Source organism: Marinomonas rhizomae (genome assembly GCF_003315485.1).
GTDB classification, from domain to species: domain Bacteria; phylum Pseudomonadota; class Gammaproteobacteria; order Pseudomonadales; family Marinomonadaceae; genus Marinomonas; species Marinomonas rhizomae.
On the sequence record NZ_QNSE01000017.1, the window covers coordinates 15376 to 33464 of the forward strand.

The window sequence follows — 18089 nt, forward strand, 5'->3', positions numbered from 1 at the left end:
AATGCTGATGGCTTACTCATACACTGAGAAAAAACGTATCCGTAAGGATTTCGGTAAACTGCCGCCCGTTTTGGATGTGCCATACTTGCTGGCAATTCAGCTTGAATCCTACCGTAATTTTCTGCAAGAAGGTAAAAGCCTTGCAGAGCGTGGGGAATTAGGTCTGCATGGGGCCTTTAAATCTGTCTTTCCAATGGTCAGCTTTTCCGGCAATGCGGCGCTAGAATACGTCGATTACCGTTTAGGCAAGCCAGTTTTTGATGTTAAAGAGTGTCAGTTGCGTGGTGTTACTTACGCGGCACCTTTACGAGTTCGTGTTCGACTTATTATTTATGATAAAGAGTCGTCCAACAAAGCAATCAAAGACATTCGCGAGCAAGAAGTCTACATGGGCGAAATTCCGCTTATGACAGACAATGGTACCTTTGTAATTAATGGGACTGAGCGTGTTATTGTATCTCAATTGCACCGCTCTCCTGGTGTGTTTTTCGACCACGACCGTGGCAAGACACACTCTTCAGGCAAGTTACTACATTCTGCTCGTATTATTCCTTACCGTGGTTCATGGTTGGACTTCGAGTTTGACCCTAAAGATTGCGTATTTGTTCGTATTGACCGTCGTCGTAAGCTGCCTGCTACTATTTTGTTGCGCGCTTTGGGTTACGGTACAGAGCAAATCCTAGATGCTTTCTTTGAGTCTACACGTTTCTATTTGAAGCGTGATGGTTTTGAAATGGATCTTATTGCAAATCGTCTACGTGGCGAGACTGCATTATTTAATATTGCTGATGCGAATGGCGAGCTGATCGTAGAAGAAGGTCGTCGTATTACGGCTAAGCATATTCGTGTGATGGAAAAGTCAGGGCTTGAGCGTCTGTCTGTGCCGCTTGAGTATATGCTTGGAAAAGTAACGGCGAAAAACTTGGTTCACCCTTCAACAGGTGAGTTGATTGCGGAAGCAAACACTGAGTTATCTGTTGATTTGCTTGAGGCTTTAGTTTCTTCCGGTATTACTGAAGTTGAAGCGCTTTATACAAACGACTTGGATAATGGCCCGTTTATTTCTGACACGCTACGTATTGATCCAACGAGTAATCAACTAGAAGCTCTAGTTGAAATCTATCGTATGATGCGTCCTGGCGAGCCGCCAACCAAAGAATCGGCTGAAGGCTTATTCCAAGGCTTGTTCTTCTCCGAAGATCGTTATGACTTATCTGGCGTTGGTCGAATGAAGTTCAACCGTCGCTTGGGTCGTGAAGAAGATACTGGTGCTGGCGTTCTTGACAATGATGACATTGTTGCCGTTCTAAAAACTTTGCTTGATATCCGTAACGGTAACGGCATGGTTGATGACATCGATCACTTGGGTAACCGTCGAGTTCGTTCTGTTGGTGAAATGGCCGAGAACCAATTCCGTGTTGGTCTTGTTCGTGTTGAGCGTGCAGTGAAAGAGCGTTTGTCAATGGCAGAAGCTGATGGCCTTATGCCACAAGACCTTTTGAATGCGAAGCCAGTTGCTGCCGCAATCAAGGAGTTTTTTGGTTCAAGCCAGTTGTCTCAGTTCATGGACCAAAACAATCCGCTTTCTGAAGTGACGCATAAGCGTCGTGTTTCAGCGTTAGGGCCTGGTGGTCTTACACGTGAACGTGCTGGTTTTGAAGTACGTGACGTACACGCTACTCACTATGGTCGTGTTTGTCCTATCGAAACGCCTGAAGGTCCAAACATTGGTCTAATTAACTCGCTTTCTACTTATGCGCGCACTAACAGCTACGGCTTCTTAGAAACGCCATACCGTAAAATTATTGATGGCAAGATGACTGATGAAACAGTTTATATCTCTGCTATTGATGAGGCGAAATACGTTATTGCCCAAGCGTCTGCGAATGTTGATGCGGAAGGTCGTTTGGTGGATGAGTTGGTTCAGGTGCGTCATATGCATGAAACCACTTTGATTCCAAAAGAAAAAGTAAACCTAATGGACGTTTCTCCTCGTCAGGTTGTTTCTGTGGCGGCGTCGTTGATTCCGTTCCTGGAGCACGATGATGCGAACCGTGCATTGATGGGTTCGAACATGCAACGTCAAGCAGTGCCTACACTTAAGGCTGATAAGCCTGTTGTGGGTACGGGTATGGAAAAAAATGTCGCGAAAGACTCTGGTGTTTGTATTGTTGCTAACCGCGGCGGTGTGATTGAGTCTGTTGATGCGAGCCGTATCGTTGTTCGTGTGAATTCAGAAGAAACGATTGCAGGTGAGGCAGGTGTAGATATCTATAACCTGACTAAATATGTGCGTTCTAACCAGAATACATGTATTAACCAGCGTACTTTGGTTATGAAAGGTGAGAGGGTTGCTTCTGGCGACATCATGGCTGATGGCCCTTCTGTTGATATGGGTGATTTGGCACTGGGCCAAAACATGCGTATTGCTTTCATGCCTTGGAATGGTTTCAACTTCGAGGATTCCATCCTTGTTTCTGAGCGTGTTGTAGAAGAAGATCGATTTACTTCTATCCACATCCAAGAGTTAACGTGTGTTGCGCGTGACACCAAACTTGGGCCAGAAGAGATCACTGCCGATATCCCGAATGTGGGTGAAGGTGCGCTTTCTAAGTTGGATCAATCTGGTATCGTTTATATCGGTGCAGAAGTTGAGCCGGGTGATATTCTAGTTGGTAAAGTGACGCCTAAAGGTGAAACTCAACTAACACCTGAAGAGAAACTTTTGCGTGCTATCTTCGGTGAAAAAGCGTCCGACGTAAAAGACACGTCGCAACGTGTTAAAACAGGTACACGCGGTACTGTTATCGATGTGCAGGTTTTCACTCGTGATGGCATCGAAAAAGATGATCGCGCTAAATTCATTGAAAAATCGCAGCTTGATCAGGTTCGTAAAGACTTGAATGAAGAGTTCCGTATTGTTGAAAAAGCGACTTTCGAACGTCTAGCTGAAGCCCTAATCGGTCAGCAAGCGGAAGGTGGTCCTGGATTGGCTCGCAATGCGATTATTACGGAAGAGTTCTTGGCGAATCTAGACCACCCTGAGTGGTTTAAAATTCGCGTTGCTAATGAAGAAGCGAGTGAGCAGCTTGAGAAAGCGCAAGCCGCTTTGATTGAGCGCCGTAAAGAGCTTGATGCGAAATTCGAAGATAAGAAACGTAAACTGCAAACGGGTGATGATTTAGCGCCTGGCGTTCTTAAAATCGTTAAGGTTTATGTTGCCATCAAGCGTCGTATCCAGCCAGGTGATAAAATGGCCGGTCGTCATGGTAACAAAGGTGTAATTTCTAAAATTATGCCGGTTGAAGACATGCCGTATGATGAAAACGGTGATCCAGTTGATATCGTATTGAACCCACTAGGTGTTCCTTCACGTATGAACGTCGGTCAGGTCTTGGAGACTCACTTGGGTGCGGCTTCTAAAGGCTTGGGCCGTAAGATCAACGAAATGCTAGTGGTAGAGCGTGAGAAAGCGGAAGCAGTTGTTGAACTGCGTGGCTTCCTTGGCGAAATCTACAATGGCTACGAAGGTGACTTGCGTTGTGCGCGTACAGAAGATCTAGATAGCTTTACAGACGAAGAAATTTTGACGTTGGCATCCAACCTAACGGGTGGTGTTCCAATGGCGTCTGGTGCCTTTGATGGTGCAAAAGAGTCTGAAATCAAACGTATGTTGCGCTTAGCGGGAATCAACGAAAGCGGCCAAGTTAAATTATTTAACGGTCGTACTGGTGATGCTTTTGAACGTCCTGTAACCGTTGGTTATATGTACATGCTTAAGTTGAACCACTTGGTTGACGACAAAATGCACGCACGTTCTACCGGTTCTTACAGCTTGGTTACTCAGCAGCCGCTGGGTGGTAAAGCTCAGTTCGGTGGTCAGCGTTTCGGGGAGATGGAGGTATGGGCACTAGAAGCATATGGTGCTGCCTACACACTTCAAGAAATGTTGACTGTTAAGTCCGATGACGTGAATGGCCGTACTAAAATGTATAAAAACATTGTAGACGGTGACCACCGTATGGAACCTGGCATGCCTGAGTCCTTCAACGTGTTGGTGAAAGAGATTCGTTCTCTTGGTATCGATATCGAGCTAGAAAACGAATAAGCACGAATCACATTTGACCTGCTGGGGAGCAAGACTCCCCGGCCTTACGAGTGGGGCGAATATCCATGAAAGACTTATTAGGTCTTCTAAAATCACAGGGACAATCTGACGAGTTTGATGCGATCCGCATTGGCTTGGCGTCACCAGATATGATTCGTTCATGGTCTTATGGTGAAGTTAAAAAGCCAGAGACCATCAACTACCGTACGTTCAAACCAGAACGTGACGGCTTGTTCTGTGCAAAAATCTTTGGTCCTATTAAGGACTATGAATGCTTGTGTGGTAAATACAAGCGTTTGAAACACCGTGGTGTTATCTGTGAAAAGTGTGGCGTTGAAGTGGCTCTGTCCAAAGTGCGTCGTGAACGCATGGGTCACATTGAGCTTGCATCGCCTGTTGCTCACATTTGGTTTTTGAAATCTCTACCATCACGCATCGGTCTTATCATGGATATGACGCTGCGTGATATTGAGCGAGTTTTGTATTTTGAATCTTTCATCGTGATTGATCCAGGTATGACGACGCTTGATAAAGGGCAGTTGCTAAATGATGAGCAGTATTTTGAAGCGCTTGAAGAGTTCGGTGACGAATTCGATGCCCGTATGGGTGCTGAAGCGGTTCAAATGTTACTTCGCGATCTAGATATGCCTGTAGAAATTAACAGTATGCGTGAAGAGCTAAACAGCACGAATTCTGAAACGCGTATTAAGAAGCTTTCTAAGCGTCTTAAGTTAGTGGAAGCATTCTATCATTCTGGTAACAATCCTGAGTGGATGGTGCTGGATGTATTGCCTGTTCTTCCGCCAGATCTTCGTCCATTGGTACCTCTTGAGGGTGGCCGTTTTGCGACGTCTGATTTGAACGACCTTTATCGTCGTGTGATTAACCGTAATAACCGTCTAAAACGCCTGTTAGAGCTTTCTGCTCCAGACATCATCGTACGTAACGAAAAGCGTATGTTGCAAGAGTCTGTTGATGCATTGCTTGATAACGGTCGTCGTGGTCGCGCCATTACTGGTTCTAACAAGCGTCCTCTAAAATCTTTGGCTGATATGATCAAAGGTAAGCAGGGTCGTTTCCGTCAGAACTTGCTCGGTAAGCGTGTTGACTATTCTGGTCGTTCTGTAATCACAGTAGGTCCATCACTGCGTCTGCATCAGTGTGGTTTACCTAAGAAAATGGCACTTGAGCTATTCAAGCCATTCATTTTCTCTAAGCTTGAGCTTCGTGGCATGGCGACGACGATCAAAGCAGCGAAGAAAATGGTTGAGCGTGAAACACCTGAAGTGTGGGATATTCTTGATGAGGTTATCCGCGAACATCCAGTGATGTTGAACCGTGCGCCAACACTTCACCGTTTGGGTATCCAAGCGTTTGAACCTATGTTGATCGAAGGTAAAGCGATTCAGTTGCACCCATTAGTGTGTGCGGCTTATAACGCCGATTTCGATGGTGACCAAATGGCGGTTCACGTTCCGTTGACTCTTGAAGCGCAGCTTGAAGCTCGTGCTTTGATGATGTCTACGAACAACATCCTATCGCCAGCAAACGGCGAGCCGATCATCGTCCCTTCTCAGGACGTTGTATTGGGTCTGTACTACATGACTCGTGAGAAAATCAATGCCAAGGGTGAAGGCATGGCGTTTTCTGACATCAAAGAAGTACATCGTGCATATGGCGCTAAACAAGTTGAATTGCATGCGAAAGTAAAAGTACGTATCAGCCAGGTTGATACTACGCTTGATGGCGAGAAAGTGCCGTCTACTTTTATTGCGGATACGACTGTGGGTCGTGCTTTGTTGTTTGATATTGTTCCTGACGGCCTACCGTTCTCCGTGGTTAACCAAACCATGAAGAAGAAAGCGATCTCTAACTTGATCAATGAGTGTTACCGTAAAGTAGGTTTGAAAGAAAGCTGTATCTTTGCTGACCAACTTATGTATACAGGTTTTGCTTACGCTACCGCGTCTGGCTCTTCTGTTGGTGTTGATGACTTTGTTATTCCGCCAGAGAAAGTGGCGATCATTGCTAAAGCTGAGGCTGAAGTTAAAGAGATCGAATACCAGTATGCAGATGGTCTTGTAACGCAAGGCGAGAAGTACAACAAAGTAATCGATTTATGGTCTCGTACTAACGAAACGGTTACTGAGGCCATGATGAAAAACTTGGCAAAAGAGATGACAGTCAATAAGGCGGGCGAAGAGGTTGAGCAGCAATCTTTTAACTCGGTTTATATGATGGCCGACTCTGGTGCCCGTGGTAGTGTTGCGCAGATGCGTCAGTTGGGTGGTATGCGTGGTTTGATGGCGAAACCAGATGGTTCCATCATCGAGACGCCGATCACGGCGAACTTCCGTGAAGGTCTGTCGGTACTTCAGTACTTTACCTCTACTCACGGTGCTCGTAAGGGTCTAGCTGATACGGCCTTGAAAACAGCAAACTCTGGTTACTTGACTCGTCGTCTGGTGGACGTAGCGCAGGATTTGGTTGTCACTGAAGTGGATTGTGGTTCTACAAACGGTATTTCCGTTGCGGCCATGATTGAAGGTGGGGACGTCGTTGTGCCGCTAGGTCATCGTGTATTGGGTCGTGTAGTGGCTCAAGACGTCATTGACGGTAAAGGTGATTTCGTTCTTGCTGCAGGCACTTTGATTGACGAGCATGATGTTCGTACTATCGAGTCGGCTGGTGTGGATGAAATGATTATTCGCTCTGTTATCACTTGTGATACGCGTCATGGCGTGTGTGCTAAGTGTTACGGTCGTGATCTTGCTCGTGGTCATCAGGTTAATATTGGTGAAGCAATTGGTGTTGTTGCAGCACAGTCCATCGGTGAGCCAGGTACGCAGTTAACAATGCGTACTTTCCACATTGGTGGTGCGGCATCTCGAGCGTCTGCTATAGATAGCGTTCAGGTGAAGAGTGCAGGTACGGTACGTTTCAATAAGATGAAGAGTATCGAGCGCCACACAGGGCATCTTGTTGTTGCATCTCGTTCTTCTGAATTGGCGATTGCTGATGAAGCAGGGCGTGAGAAAGAGCGTTATAAGCTTCCTTATGGTGCCGTGTTGAGTGTTCGTGAAGGTGATCAAGTTGCGGCGGGTCAAATCGTAGCAAACTGGGATCCACATACTCACCCAATCGTATCTGAAATGGAAGGTCGTCTTGAGTTTAGTGGTATGGAAGAGAACGTTACTATTCGTCGTCAATCTGACGAAATGACGGGCTTGACTATTATTGAGGTTATGGAAATTCGTGACCGTCCTGCGGCAGGCAAAGATCTTCGTCCAATGATTGCTGTTGTTGATACAGAAGGTAACCCTGTGTTGATTCCTGGTACAGACTCACCAGTACAGTACATGCTTCCAGAAAAAGCATTGTTGAGTTTAGATCATGGTGCGACAGTGAAGTCTGGTGAGGTTCTTGCGCGTATTCCTCAAGAGTCCATTGGTAACAAAGATATTACCGGTGGTTTGCCGCGAGTGGCAGACCTATTCGAAGCGCGTCGTCCGAAAGATCCTGCTGTTATGGCGGAGACGAGCGGTGTGGTTAGCTTCGGTAAAGAAACAAAAGGTAAAATTCGTTTGGTTATCACCCCTCAAAATGGTGATGACCCAGTCGAGACTTTGATTCCTAAGTGGCGTCAAATCAACATCTTTGACGGTGAAGAAGTGGCTAAAGGTGAGATTATTGCCGACGGTCCTTTGAGCCCGCATGATATTTTGCGCCTTCAAGGTGTAGAGGCATTGGCTGACTACATTACGAACGAAGTGCAAGAAGTTTATCGCTTACAAGGCGTTGTTATTAACGATAAGCATATCGAAGTTATCGTTAACCAAATGTTGCGTAAAGTAGAAGTTGGTGAGTCTGGTGATACGGATCTTATTCAAGGTGATCAGGTTGAGTTTACTCATCTGCTAGATGAAAACGAAAAAGCGGAAGCTGAGAATAAGTTCCCAGCTAAGTTTGAGCGTGTGCTTCTAGGTATCACGAAAGCTTCTTTGGCTACTGAGTCCTTTATATCAGCAGCATCTTTCCAAGAGACGACTCGAGTTCTTACGGAAGGTGCGGTAACTGGTAAGAAAGATCACTTGCGTGGCTTGAAAGAAAACGTTGTTGTGGGTCGCTTGATACCAGCTGGTACAGGTTTGGCTTACCACAATGAGCGTAAGAGAAAGAAAGAGCTTGCGCTAGCAGCGAAGGAAGGAAGTTCGACAGTAAGTGCCTCTGATGTTGAAGAAGCATTGAGTGCCGCACTGAAAGACTAGTTATTTGCTGTTAAATCGTAAGGGAGGTGATTTTTTAGTCGCCTCCCTATTGACTGTTTTATAGGCGCAAATTAAACTTGCGCCTCCTTAATTTTGGCGATTTCCGTCATAAGAATTGGATTTGTGGAGCTTGTCTAATGGCAACCGTTAACCAGTTGGTTCGTAAACCACGTAAACGTAAAGTGGCAAAGAGTGACGTTCCTGCGTTACAAGCTTGTCCGCAACGCCGCGGTGTCTGCACTCGCGTATATACTACTACACCTAAAAAGCCTAACTCGGCTTTGCGTAAAGTATGTCGTGTTCGCTTGACTAACGGCTTCGAAGTTACTTCCTACATCGGTGGTGAAGGTCACAACCTACAAGAACACAGCGTAGTGCTGATTCGCGGCGGTCGTGTAAAAGACCTTCCTGGTGTTCGTTACCACACAGTACGTGGTAGCTTGGATACTTCAGGCGTACAAAATCGTAAGCAAGGCCGTTCTAAATACGGTACTAAACGTCCTAAGAAGTAAGCTAAATAAGCTTAGTTCATCGTTTAGACATAATTTTTTAATACAGTAAGGCCGAGCAATAATTAAATTGTCTCGGGCGAACCTGAAGAGGATATAGATATGCCTAGAAGACGCGTCGTCGCTAAGCGTGAAATCCTTCCGGATCCTAAACACGGAAGCCAGATTCTCGCTAAATTTATCAACCATGTAATGGTTAGCGGTAAAAAGTCTGTTGCAGAGAGTATTGTTTACAATGCGCTAAATACTGTAGCAGCTCGCGCTAAAACTGAAGAGCCAATGGCCATCTTCGAAAAAGCATTGGAATCTATCCAGCCAATGGTTGAGGTTAAATCTCGCCGTGTTGGTGGTGCGACTTACCAAGTTCCTGTAGAAGTTCGTCCAGCTCGCCGCGCCGCTTTATCTATGCGTTGGTTGGTTGATGCTTCTCGTAAGCGTGGTGAAAAATCCATGGCTTTGCGTCTAGCTGGCGAAATTTTAGATGCTGCTGAAAACAAAGGTTCTGCTGTTAAGAAACGTGAAGACGTTCACCGTATGGCAGAAGCTAACAAAGCATTCTCTCACTACCGTTTCTAATCATCCAGAGAAGGATTCACAGTGGCACGTAAAACACCTATCAACCGCTACCGAAATATCGGTATTTGTGCGCATGTTGATGCAGGTAAAACGACGACAACTGAACGCGTTCTTTTTTACACTGGTCTGTCTCATAAAATTGGTGAAGTGCACGATGGTGCGGCAACAATGGATTGGATGGAGCAGGAGCAGGAGCGTGGTATCACGATAACTTCAGCGGCAACGACATGCTTCTGGAGTGGGATGAATAAGCAGTTTGAAGAGCATCGTGTCAATATTATAGATACGCCCGGGCACGTAGATTTTACCATTGAAGTAGAACGTTCTTTACGTGTGTTGGATGGTGCTGTTGTTGTGCTTTGTGGTTCTTCGGGTGTGCAGCCTCAAACTGAGACAGTTTGGCGTCAGGCGAACAAGTATGAAGTTCCTCGTATGGTTTTCGTCAATAAGATGGATCGTACGGGGGCGGATTACTTTTCGGTTGTTCGTCAGCTGGAGTCACGTCTTGGTGCAAATGCTGTTCCTATTCAAATCAATGTTGGCGCTGAAGAGGATTTCAGAGGCGTAATCGACTTGGTTTTGATGAAAACGATTGTGTGGAGCGAAGATGATCATGGGATGACTTTCACTTTGGAAGATATTCCTGCTGATTTGCTTGATGAAGCACAAGAGTGGCGTGAGCATATGGTTGAGGCGGCAGCTGAAGCGAATGATCAATTAATGGATAAATATCTTGAAGAAGGTGAGTTGTCTGTTGATGAGATAAAAAGCGGTCTGCGAATTCGTACGTTGTCCAATGAAATTGTCTTGGTGACGTGTGGGTCGGCCTTTAAAAATAAAGGCGTTCAGGCTGTTTTGGATGCTGTAGTTGAATATTTGCCTTCACCGCTTGAAGTTAAGGCGATTGAAGGTACGCTTGAGGATGGCGAAACTGTTGTCACTCGTAGTGCTAATGATGAGGATCCGTTCTCATCGTTAGCCTTTAAGATAGCGACAGACCCATTTGTTGGTACATTAACCTTTATTCGTGTGTATTCTGGCGCATTACGTTCGGGGGATGCTGTTTACAATTCTGTGAAGCAGAAGCGTGAACGGATTGGTCGAATGGTTCAGATGCATGCAAATAATCGTGAAGAGATCAAAGAAGTGTTGGCGGGTGACATCGCAGCTGTTGTGGGCATGAAATATGTGACGACGGGCGATACACTTTGCGATATGAAAGATGTTGTTGTACTTGAGCGTATGGAATTTCCTGAGCCTGTTATATCGGTTGCTGTTGAGCCAAAGTCTCAGGCTGACCAAGATAAGATGGCTGTTGCGCTGGGTAAATTGGCGCAAGAAGATCCTTCTTTTCGAGTGGAGACACACGAGGAGACGGGTCAAACAATTATTTCCGGTATGGGTGAGCTGCACCTTGATATTCTTGTTGACCGTATGCGTCGTGAGTTTAAGGTGGAGGCGAACATTGGTAAGCCTCAGGTTTCCTATCGGGAGAAAATTCGCAAAGAAGTGGTGGTTAATCACAAATTTGTGCGTCAATCTGGTGGTCGTGGGCAATACGGTCACGTCGTAATGAAGTTAATTCCAACTGATAAAGATGGACTTGAATTCATTAACGAGATTGTTGGTGGTGCTATTCCTAAAGAATACATCCCTGCAGTAGAAAAGGGTGTTTCGGAGCAAATGAAGAATGGCGTGGTCGCTGGTTACCCATTGTTGGGTATCAAGGTTGTGCTGTTTGATGGATCATTCCATGATGTTGACTCTAATGAAATGGCCTTTAAAATTGCAGCTTCTCAGGGGCTAAGAAAAGGTGCAATGGATGCTGATCCTTGCGTTCTTGAACCTGTAATGAAAGTGGAAGTTGTAACTCCTGAAGAATACATGGGGGATGTGATGGGTGACCTGAATCGTCGTCGTGGTGTTGTTCAGGGGATGGACGATTCCCCGTCAGGGAAAATCATTCGTGCTGAAGTTCCTCTTGGGGAAATGTTCGGATATGCAACTGACGTGCGTAGCTTGTCGCAAGGGCGTGCAAGTTATGCAATGGAGTTTGAGAAATACGCTGAAGCACCGGCTAGTGTGGCAGACGCGATCATCAAAAATGAAGATTAATCATCATACTTACTAATTCTTAAGGTGTATGTATCATGGCAAAGAGTAAATTTGAACGTAATAAACCGCACGTTAACGTTGGCACAATTGGTCACGTTGACCATGGTAAAACAACTTTGACTGCAGCATTGACTCGAGTTTGTGCAGAAGTATTCGGCGGAACGGCTGTTGCTTTTGACGGTATCGATAATGCTCCTGAAGAGCGTGAGCGTGGTATCACTATCTCTACTTCTCACGTAGAGTATGATTCTCCAACTCGTCACTACGCACACGTAGACTGTCCTGGACACGCCGATTATGTTAAAAACATGATCACTGGTGCTGCTCAGATGGATGGCGCAATCCTAGTTTGTGGTGCGACTGACGGCCCTATGCCTCAGACTCGTGAGCACATCCTTCTTTCTCGTCAAGTAGGTGTTCCATACATCGTTGTTTTCTTGAACAAGTCTGACTTGTTGGCTGAAGATTGTGGTGGTGCGGATTCTGAAGAATACGCTGAGATGCTAGAGTTGGTTGAGATGGAATTGCGTGACCTTCTTTCTGAATACGACTTCCCAGGTGATGATACTCCAATCATCCCAGGTTCTGCATTGATGGCATTGAACGGCCAAGACGACAATGAAATGGGTACAACAGCTGTTAAGAAGCTTGTTGAGACTCTAGACGAGTACATTCCTGAGCCAGAGCGTGCTATCGACGGTGCATTCATCATGCCTATCGAGGACGTATTCTCTATCCAGGGTCGTGGTACTGTTGTTACTGGTCGTGTTGAGCGCGGTATCATCAAAATTCAAGAAGAAGTTGAAATTGTTGGTATCGTTGATACTACCAAAACAACTTGTACTGGTGTTGAGATGTTCCGTAAGCTTCTAGACGAAGGTCGTGCTGGTGAGAACTGTGGTATTCTTCTACGTGGTACTAAGCGTGAAGACGTTCAGCGTGGTCAAGTATTGGCTAAGCCTGGTTCTATCACTCCTCACACTGAGTTCGAAGCAGAAGTTTACGTGTTGGGTAAAGATGAAGGTGGTCGTCATACTCCATTCTTCAAAGGCTACCGTCCACAGTTCTACTTCCGTACAACTGACGTAACTGGTGCATGTTCTCTTCCTGAAGGTGTAGAAATGGTTATGCCTGGTGACAACATTCAAATGACTGTTGAACTAATTCACCCAATCGCGATGGACGAAGGTCTACGTTTCGCGATCCGTGAAGGTGGTCGTACAGTTGGTGCAGGTGTTGTAGCTAAAATCCTTAAGTAATTAGATAGTAATATCTGCTTACTTTGATTTTAAAAAGGCCACTCGCATATCGGGTGGCCTTTTTATTTTATGGTTTATTTTGTTTGTTCGGAAATTGGTTACTTGACAACCAGTTTTTGAATGGCTAATATTCGCCGTCCTTAAAAAAGGATTGTGGCTTAATAAATGTACAGTTAAGTCATTAAAACATTGTATTTGGAGTTGGAAATGCAAAGCCAAAAAATCCGTATTCGTCTGAAAGCGTTTGATCATCGTCTGATCGATGCTTCAACACAAGAAATTGTGGACACAGCGAAACGTACAGGTGCGCAAGTGCGTGGACCGATTCCACTTCCTACTCGCAAAGAGCGTTATACAGTATTGATTTCTCCACACGTAAATAAAGATGCGCGTGATCAGTATGAAATCCGTACACATAAACGCGTTCTAGACATCGTTGAGCCAACAGAAAAAACTGTTGATGCTCTAATGAAGCTAGACCTTGCGGCAGGCGTGGAAGTACAAATTTCTTTGGGTTAATAGCTCAAAGTTTGGGGTGCGACAACCGGCTGGATATCAGTCGGCTATATGCACAATAGTGGAATGATCTGGAATGATCAGCCGTAGCGGGTGATAGCCCCATACACAACTGGCAAATGAGGTAAAAAATGGCTATTCAATTAGTCGGACGCAAAGCCGGAATGACACGTATCTTCACTGAAGATGGTGCTTCTGTGCCAGTAACCGTCATCGAGGTTGAACCGAACCGCGTTACTCAGGTGAAAACAGCAGAAACTGATGGCTACCAAGCTATTCAAGTAACTGTAGGTTCTCGCCGTTCGAGCCGCGTTAACAAAGCAGCTGCGGGTCATTATGCAAAAGCGAATGTTGAAGCAGGTCGTGGTTTGTGGGAGTTCCGCCTGGCAGGTGATGAAAAAGAAATCAATGTTGGTGATGAGCTAACTGTTGCTGATTTCGAATCTATCCAAATGGTTGATGTAACTGGTCAATCAAAGGGTAAAGGGTTTCAAGGTGCCATCAAGCGTCATAATTTCAGTATGCAAGACGCTACACATGGTAACTCGTTGTCTCACCGTGCACCTGGTTCTATCGGCCAATGTCAAACACCTGGTCGTGTTTGGAAAGGCAAGAAGATGGCTGGCCATATGGGTGCTGCACAAGTAACTACTCAATCACTAGAAGTGGTTCGTGTAGACGCAGAACGTAACCTTATCCTTGTGAAAGGTGCCGTACCTGGTGCAGTAAATGGTGATGTTATTCTTCAATCAGCTGTTAAAGCTCGCTAAGAGGGGTAGACAATGAACTTGAATCTAACAGGCGCGGAAGGGACTGTAGAAGTTTCTGATGTAGCCTTTGCTCGTGAATATAACGAGGCGTTGGTTCACCAAGTGGTTACATCTTACTTGGCTGGCGCTCGTCAAGGCTCACGCGCACAAAAAACACGCTCTGAAGTAGCAGGTGGTGGACGCAAACCTTGGAAACAGAAAGGTTCTGGCCGTGCACGCGCAGGTACTATCCGTAGCCCTTTATGGCGCTCTGGTGGTGTTACATTCGCTGCGAAGCCACAAGATCACTCTCAGAAAGTGAACAAGAAGATGTACCGTGCAGCAATGCGCACCATCTGGTCTGAACTTGTACGTCAAGACCGTCTTGTTGTTGTTGAAGATCTTAAATTGGAAGCTCCAAAAACTAAGCTCTTCATAGCAAAAATGGCAGAATTGAATATTGAGAACGCTTTGATTGTTTCCGATCAATTGGATGACAATTTATTCTTAGCGGCTCGCAACATTCCTAACGTAGATGTACGTGATGCAGCGTCTATCGACCCTGTTAGCTTGATTGCTTACGACAAAGTGTTGGTGACAGTTGGTGCTCTGAAACAAGTTGAGGAGGCACTAGCATGATCGGCGAACGTATTTATAAAGTTCTGTTGGGTCCACACATTTCCGAAAAAGCAACGATCGTAGCTGAAGGCAACGGTCAGTACGTTTTTCGTGTAACTGGTGATGCAACGAAACCTGAAATCAAACAAGCTATCGAAGCGCTTTTTGAGGTCAAAGTTGAGTCTGTTCGCACGTTGAACCATAAAGGTAAAACAAAGCGTACAGTTCGTGGTCTAGGTAAACGTAAAGACGTGAAAAAAGCGTATGTACGTTTGGCTGAAGGCCAAGACATTGATTTCATGGTCGCTGAATAAGGGGAGATAGGTCAATGGCTGTTGTTAAAAGTAAGCCAACGTCTGCAGGCCGTCGTCACGTTGTTAAAGTTACCAACAACGATTTGCACAAAGGCGCACCATATGCACCTTTGCTAGACAAAAAAAGCAAATCTGGTGGACGTAACAATAACGGACGCATCACTACGCGTCACGTAGGTGGTGGTCATAAGCAGCATTACCGTATGGTTGATTTTCGTCGTAATAAAGATGGAATTTCTGCGGTAGTTGAGCGTTTGGAATATGATCCAAACCGTTCTGCAAATATTGCATTGATTAGATATGCTGATGGTGAGCGTCGTTACATTATCGCTTCCAAAGGTATGGTCGCTGGCAATGTTGTTTTTAGTGGTGCAGATGCGCCTATCAAAGCGGGTAATACTTTGCCTCTGCAAAATATTCCTGTTGGTAGTACCGTACACTGTGTCGAGCTTAAGCCAGGTAAAGGTGCACAAGTTGCACGTTCCGCTGGTGCTTCTGCTCAGCTAGTTGCTCGTGAAGGTCGCTACGTTACTCTTCGCCTACGTTCAGGTGAAATGCGTAAAGTATTGACAGAATGTCGCGCTACTTTAGGTGAAGTATCAAACTCTGAGCATAGCTTGCGAGTTCTTGGTAAAGCTGGTGCTACGCGTTGGCGTGGTGTTCGTCCTACCGTTCGCGGTTCGGCGATGAACCCAGTGGATCACCCACATGGTGGTGGTGAAGGTCGTAGCAAAGGTGGTCGTCACCCAGTTACACCATGGGGTGTGCCTACTAAAGGTTACAAAACGCGCAGCAACAAGCGTACTGATAAACTTATTGTACGTCGCCGTACTAAGTAATAAGAGGAAACGACTGTGCCACGTTCACTAAAAAAAGGTCCTTTTATCGACCTTCATTTGTTGAAAAAGGTAGAGGCTGCGGTAGAGAAAAATGATCGTCGTCCAATTAAAACTTGGTCACGCCGTTCTACTATCTTCCCTGATTTTGTAGGGTTGACTATCGCTGTCCATAATGGTCGCCAGCATGTTCCAGTTCTAGTAACTGAAGATATGGTCGGTCATAAATTGGGTGAGTTCGCTCCGACCCGTACATATCGTGGTCATGCTGCGGACAAGAAAGCCAAACGGTAATAAGGGGTATTAACATGAGTGAAGTAAGCGCTTCATTGAAAGGTGCTCGCCTCTCAGCGCAGAAGGCCCGTTTGGTTGTAGATCAAATCCGCGGCAAATCTGTTAGCGAAGCACTGAACATTTTAACGTTCAGTCCTAAAAAGGCGGCAGTAATTGTCAAGAAAGTACTAGAGTCTGCTATAGCTAATGCTGAGCATAACGAAGGTGCTGATGTAGATGACTTGCGTGTGTCTACGGCTTACGTTGATGAGGCAATGACTCTGAAACGTATTATGCCACGTGCCAAAGGCCGTGCTGACCGTATTCTAAAACGCGGTTGCCATATCACAGTTAAAGTCGCTGACTAATTAGGAGAAACCCAATGGGTCAGAAGGTTCATCCAACTGGTATACGCCTAGGGATAGTTAAAGATCATACTTCTACTTGGTATGCGAATAATCAAAACTACTCTAAGCTGTTATTAAATGATCTTCAGGTTCGTGAGTACTTGGAGAAAAAATTGGTCCAGGCTTCTGTTTCTCGTATCGAGATTCAGCGTCCTGCTCAGACAGCCCGTATTACAATTCACACTGCCCGTCCGGGTATCGTGATTGGTAAGAAAGGTGAGGATGTTGAGAAACTACGTAATGCAGTTTCTGCAATGATGGGCGTACCTGTCCACATTAACATCGAAGAAATTCGCAAGCCTGAAATGGATGCTAAATTGGTTGCGCAAAATATTGCTAGCCAACTTGAGCGTCGCGTGATGTTCCGTCGTGCTATGAAGCGCGCAGTACAAAATGCTATGCGTGCAGGCGCGAAAGGTATCAAGGTTCAGGTAAGTGGTCGTTTAGGTGGTGCAGAGATTGCACGTGCTGAGTGGTACCGTGAAGGCCGTGTGCCTCTACACACTCTACGCGCTGATATTGACTACGCTACTTATGAAGCGGCTACAACTTACGGCATTATTGGCGTAAAAGTGTGGATCTTCAAAGGCGAAATCTTGGGCGGTATTGAACAAGTGCGAGCTGACAAAGGCGCACAAAAGAAGAAGTCTAAGTAGGGGGTAAGTCATGTTACAACCGAAACGTACTAAGTTCCGCAAAATGCAGAAAGGCCGTAACCGCGGTCTTGCTCTTCGCGGAAACCAAGTTAGCTTTGGTGAATTCGGATTGAAGTCCACAGAACGTGGTCGCATTACTGCTCGTCAAATTGAAGCGGCGCGTCGTGCAATGACTCGTCACATCAAACGTGGTGGTAAGATCTGGATTCGTGTGTTCCCTGATAAGCCGATTACTCAGAAGCCTCTTGAGGTTCGTCAGGGTAAAGGTAAGGGTAGCGTAGAATACTGGGTTGCACAGATTCAACCTGGAAAAATGCTTTATGAAGTTGAGGGCGTTTCAGAGCAACTGGCTCGCGAAGCATTCGCGTTGGCTGCTGCTAAGCTTCCTCTGTCCACAACTTTCGTAACGCGTACGGTGATGTAGATGAAAGCAAAAGAACTGCAAGAAAAGTCTGTAGCTGAGCTACAAGCGACCTTGGTTGAACTGCTACGTGAGCAATTTACTCTGCGTATGCAGAAAGCCACTGGTCAGTTAGCGCAAACTCATTTGCTCTCGCAAGTTCGCCGCAATATCGCACGTGTTAAAACCGTGCTAAATGATAAGGCAGGTAACTAAGATGGCAGAAACAAAAGCGCGTACAGCTACTGGTAAAGTAGTAAGCGATAAGATGGATAAAACCATCACGGTACTAGTTGAGCGTACAGAAAAACACCCTCTATACGGTAAGTTTGTACGTCGTTCAACTAAACTACACGCTCATGATGAAAACAATGAGTGCCAGATCGGTGATACAGTTAAGGTCGTAGAAACACGTCCTTACTCTAAGTCTAAGACTTGGAATCTGGTTCAAGTTGTAGAGAAAGCAGCAGCTGTATAAGCTGCTC

General features: G+C 45.7%; 17 protein-coding genes. All 17 read left to right on the plus strand.

Annotated elements, in window-relative coordinates; genetic code table 11:
- Window positions 1-7: 7 nt before the first annotated feature.
- Entirely contained in the window at window positions 8-4108 is a 4101-nt protein-coding gene (gene rpoB / locus DFP80_RS18430; protein ID WP_113918279.1) for a DNA-directed RNA polymerase subunit beta, read from the plus strand.
- 65 nt (window positions 4109-4173) lie between these two features.
- Complete coding sequence (gene rpoC, locus DFP80_RS18435) at window positions 4174-8376, plus strand: DNA-directed RNA polymerase subunit beta' (RefSeq protein WP_113918280.1); 4203 nt, start codon at window positions 4174-4176, stop codon at window positions 8374-8376.
- Window positions 8377-8513: 137 nt separating this feature from the next.
- A complete protein-coding gene (gene rpsL / locus DFP80_RS18440; RefSeq protein WP_012071941.1) occupies window positions 8514-8888 on the plus strand; it encodes a 30S ribosomal protein S12 in 375 nt (124 codons plus the stop codon).
- A gap of 99 nt (window positions 8889-8987) precedes the next feature.
- Entirely contained in the window at window positions 8988-9461 is a 474-nt protein-coding gene (rpsG, locus tag DFP80_RS18445; protein ID WP_012071940.1) for a 30S ribosomal protein S7, read from the plus strand.
- Window positions 9462-9482: 21 nt separating this feature from the next.
- The gene (gene fusA / locus DFP80_RS18450) at window positions 9483-11576 is read left to right on the plus strand and encodes an elongation factor G (RefSeq protein WP_113918281.1); all 2094 of its coding nucleotides are present in this window, start codon (window positions 9483-9485) and stop codon (window positions 11574-11576) included.
- Between the two features lie 35 nt (window positions 11577-11611).
- Window positions 11612-12835 carry an elongation factor Tu gene (gene tuf / locus DFP80_RS18455; protein ID WP_113918282.1) on the plus strand — a complete coding sequence of 408 codons (1224 nt, stop codon included), beginning with the start codon at window positions 11612-11614 and terminating at the stop codon, window positions 12833-12835.
- Window positions 12836-13042: 207 nt separating this feature from the next.
- On the plus strand, window positions 13043-13354 hold the full coding sequence (gene rpsJ, locus DFP80_RS18460) for a 30S ribosomal protein S10 (RefSeq protein WP_012071937.1): 312 nt from the start codon (window positions 13043-13045) through the stop codon (window positions 13352-13354).
- 128 nt (window positions 13355-13482) lie between these two features.
- Complete coding sequence (rplC, locus tag DFP80_RS18465) at window positions 13483-14121, plus strand: 50S ribosomal protein L3 (RefSeq protein WP_113918283.1); 639 nt, start codon at window positions 13483-13485, stop codon at window positions 14119-14121.
- A 12-nt stretch (window positions 14122-14133) separates the two neighbouring features.
- Complete coding sequence (gene rplD, locus DFP80_RS18470; RefSeq protein WP_113918284.1) at window positions 14134-14739, plus strand: 50S ribosomal protein L4; 606 nt, start codon at window positions 14134-14136, stop codon at window positions 14737-14739.
- Entirely contained in the window at window positions 14736-15032 is a 297-nt protein-coding gene (gene rplW / locus DFP80_RS18475; RefSeq protein WP_012071934.1) for a 50S ribosomal protein L23, read from the plus strand. The genes rplD and rplW overlap by 4 nt, the downstream gene beginning before the upstream one ends.
- 14 nt (window positions 15033-15046) lie before the next feature.
- Complete coding sequence (rplB, locus tag DFP80_RS18480; protein ID WP_113918285.1) at window positions 15047-15871, plus strand: 50S ribosomal protein L2; 825 nt, start codon at window positions 15047-15049, stop codon at window positions 15869-15871.
- Between the two features lie 15 nt (window positions 15872-15886).
- Entirely contained in the window at window positions 15887-16162 is a 276-nt protein-coding gene (gene rpsS, locus DFP80_RS18485; protein WP_012071932.1) for a 30S ribosomal protein S19, read from the plus strand.
- Window positions 16163-16176: 14 nt separating this feature from the next.
- Complete coding sequence (gene rplV / locus DFP80_RS18490; RefSeq protein ID WP_110577367.1) at window positions 16177-16509, plus strand: 50S ribosomal protein L22; 333 nt, start codon at window positions 16177-16179, stop codon at window positions 16507-16509.
- A 14-nt stretch (window positions 16510-16523) separates the two neighbouring features.
- Window positions 16524-17204 carry a 30S ribosomal protein S3 gene (gene rpsC / locus DFP80_RS18495; protein WP_113918286.1) on the plus strand — a complete coding sequence of 227 codons (681 nt, stop codon included), beginning with the start codon at window positions 16524-16526 and terminating at the stop codon, window positions 17202-17204.
- A 10-nt stretch (window positions 17205-17214) separates the two neighbouring features.
- Window positions 17215-17628, plus strand: a complete 414-nt coding sequence (gene rplP, locus DFP80_RS18500) for a 50S ribosomal protein L16 (RefSeq protein ID WP_013797835.1) — start codon at window positions 17215-17217, stop codon at window positions 17626-17628.
- Window positions 17629-17820, plus strand: coding sequence for a 50S ribosomal protein L29 (gene rpmC, locus DFP80_RS18505; RefSeq protein WP_113918287.1), 192 nt, complete (start codon window positions 17629-17631; stop codon window positions 17818-17820). It abuts the gene before it with no gap.
- A 1-nt stretch (window position 17821) separates the two neighbouring features.
- Complete coding sequence (rpsQ, locus tag DFP80_RS18510; protein WP_013797833.1) at window positions 17822-18082, plus strand: 30S ribosomal protein S17; 261 nt, start codon at window positions 17822-17824, stop codon at window positions 18080-18082.
- Window positions 18083-18089 lie beyond the last annotated feature (7 nt).

Excerpts from the sequence above, each read along its gene's own strand:
- rpoB (WP_113918279.1), top strand. The coding sequence starts at position 8 with ATGGCTTACTCATACACTGAGAAAAAACGTATCCGTAAGGATTTCGGT.
- rpoC (WP_113918280.1), top strand. The coding sequence starts at position 4,174 with ATGAAAGACTTATTAGGTCTTCTAAAATCACAGGGACAATCTGACGAG.
- rpsL (WP_012071941.1), top strand. The coding sequence starts at position 8,514 with ATGGCAACCGTTAACCAGTTGGTTCGTAAACCACGTAAACGTAAAGTG.
- rpsG (WP_012071940.1), top strand. The coding sequence starts at position 8,988 with ATGCCTAGAAGACGCGTCGTCGCTAAGCGTGAAATCCTTCCGGATCCT.
- tuf (WP_113918282.1), top strand. The coding sequence starts at position 11,612 with ATGGCAAAGAGTAAATTTGAACGTAATAAACCGCACGTTAACGTTGGC.
- rpsJ (WP_012071937.1), top strand. The coding sequence starts at position 13,043 with ATGCAAAGCCAAAAAATCCGTATTCGTCTGAAAGCGTTTGATCATCGT.
- rplC (WP_113918283.1), top strand. The coding sequence starts at position 13,483 with ATGGCTATTCAATTAGTCGGACGCAAAGCCGGAATGACACGTATCTTC.
- rplD (WP_113918284.1), top strand. The coding sequence starts at position 14,134 with ATGAACTTGAATCTAACAGGCGCGGAAGGGACTGTAGAAGTTTCTGAT.
- rplW (WP_012071934.1), top strand. The coding sequence starts at position 14,736 with ATGATCGGCGAACGTATTTATAAAGTTCTGTTGGGTCCACACATTTCC.
- rplB (WP_113918285.1), top strand. The coding sequence starts at position 15,047 with ATGGCTGTTGTTAAAAGTAAGCCAACGTCTGCAGGCCGTCGTCACGTT.
- rplV (WP_110577367.1), top strand. The coding sequence starts at position 16,177 with ATGAGTGAAGTAAGCGCTTCATTGAAAGGTGCTCGCCTCTCAGCGCAG.
- rpsC (WP_113918286.1), top strand. The coding sequence starts at position 16,524 with ATGGGTCAGAAGGTTCATCCAACTGGTATACGCCTAGGGATAGTTAAA.
- rplP (WP_013797835.1), top strand. The coding sequence starts at position 17,215 with ATGTTACAACCGAAACGTACTAAGTTCCGCAAAATGCAGAAAGGCCGT.
- rpmC (WP_113918287.1), top strand. The coding sequence starts at position 17,629 with ATGAAAGCAAAAGAACTGCAAGAAAAGTCTGTAGCTGAGCTACAAGCG.
- rpsQ (WP_013797833.1), top strand. The coding sequence starts at position 17,822 with ATGGCAGAAACAAAAGCGCGTACAGCTACTGGTAAAGTAGTAAGCGAT.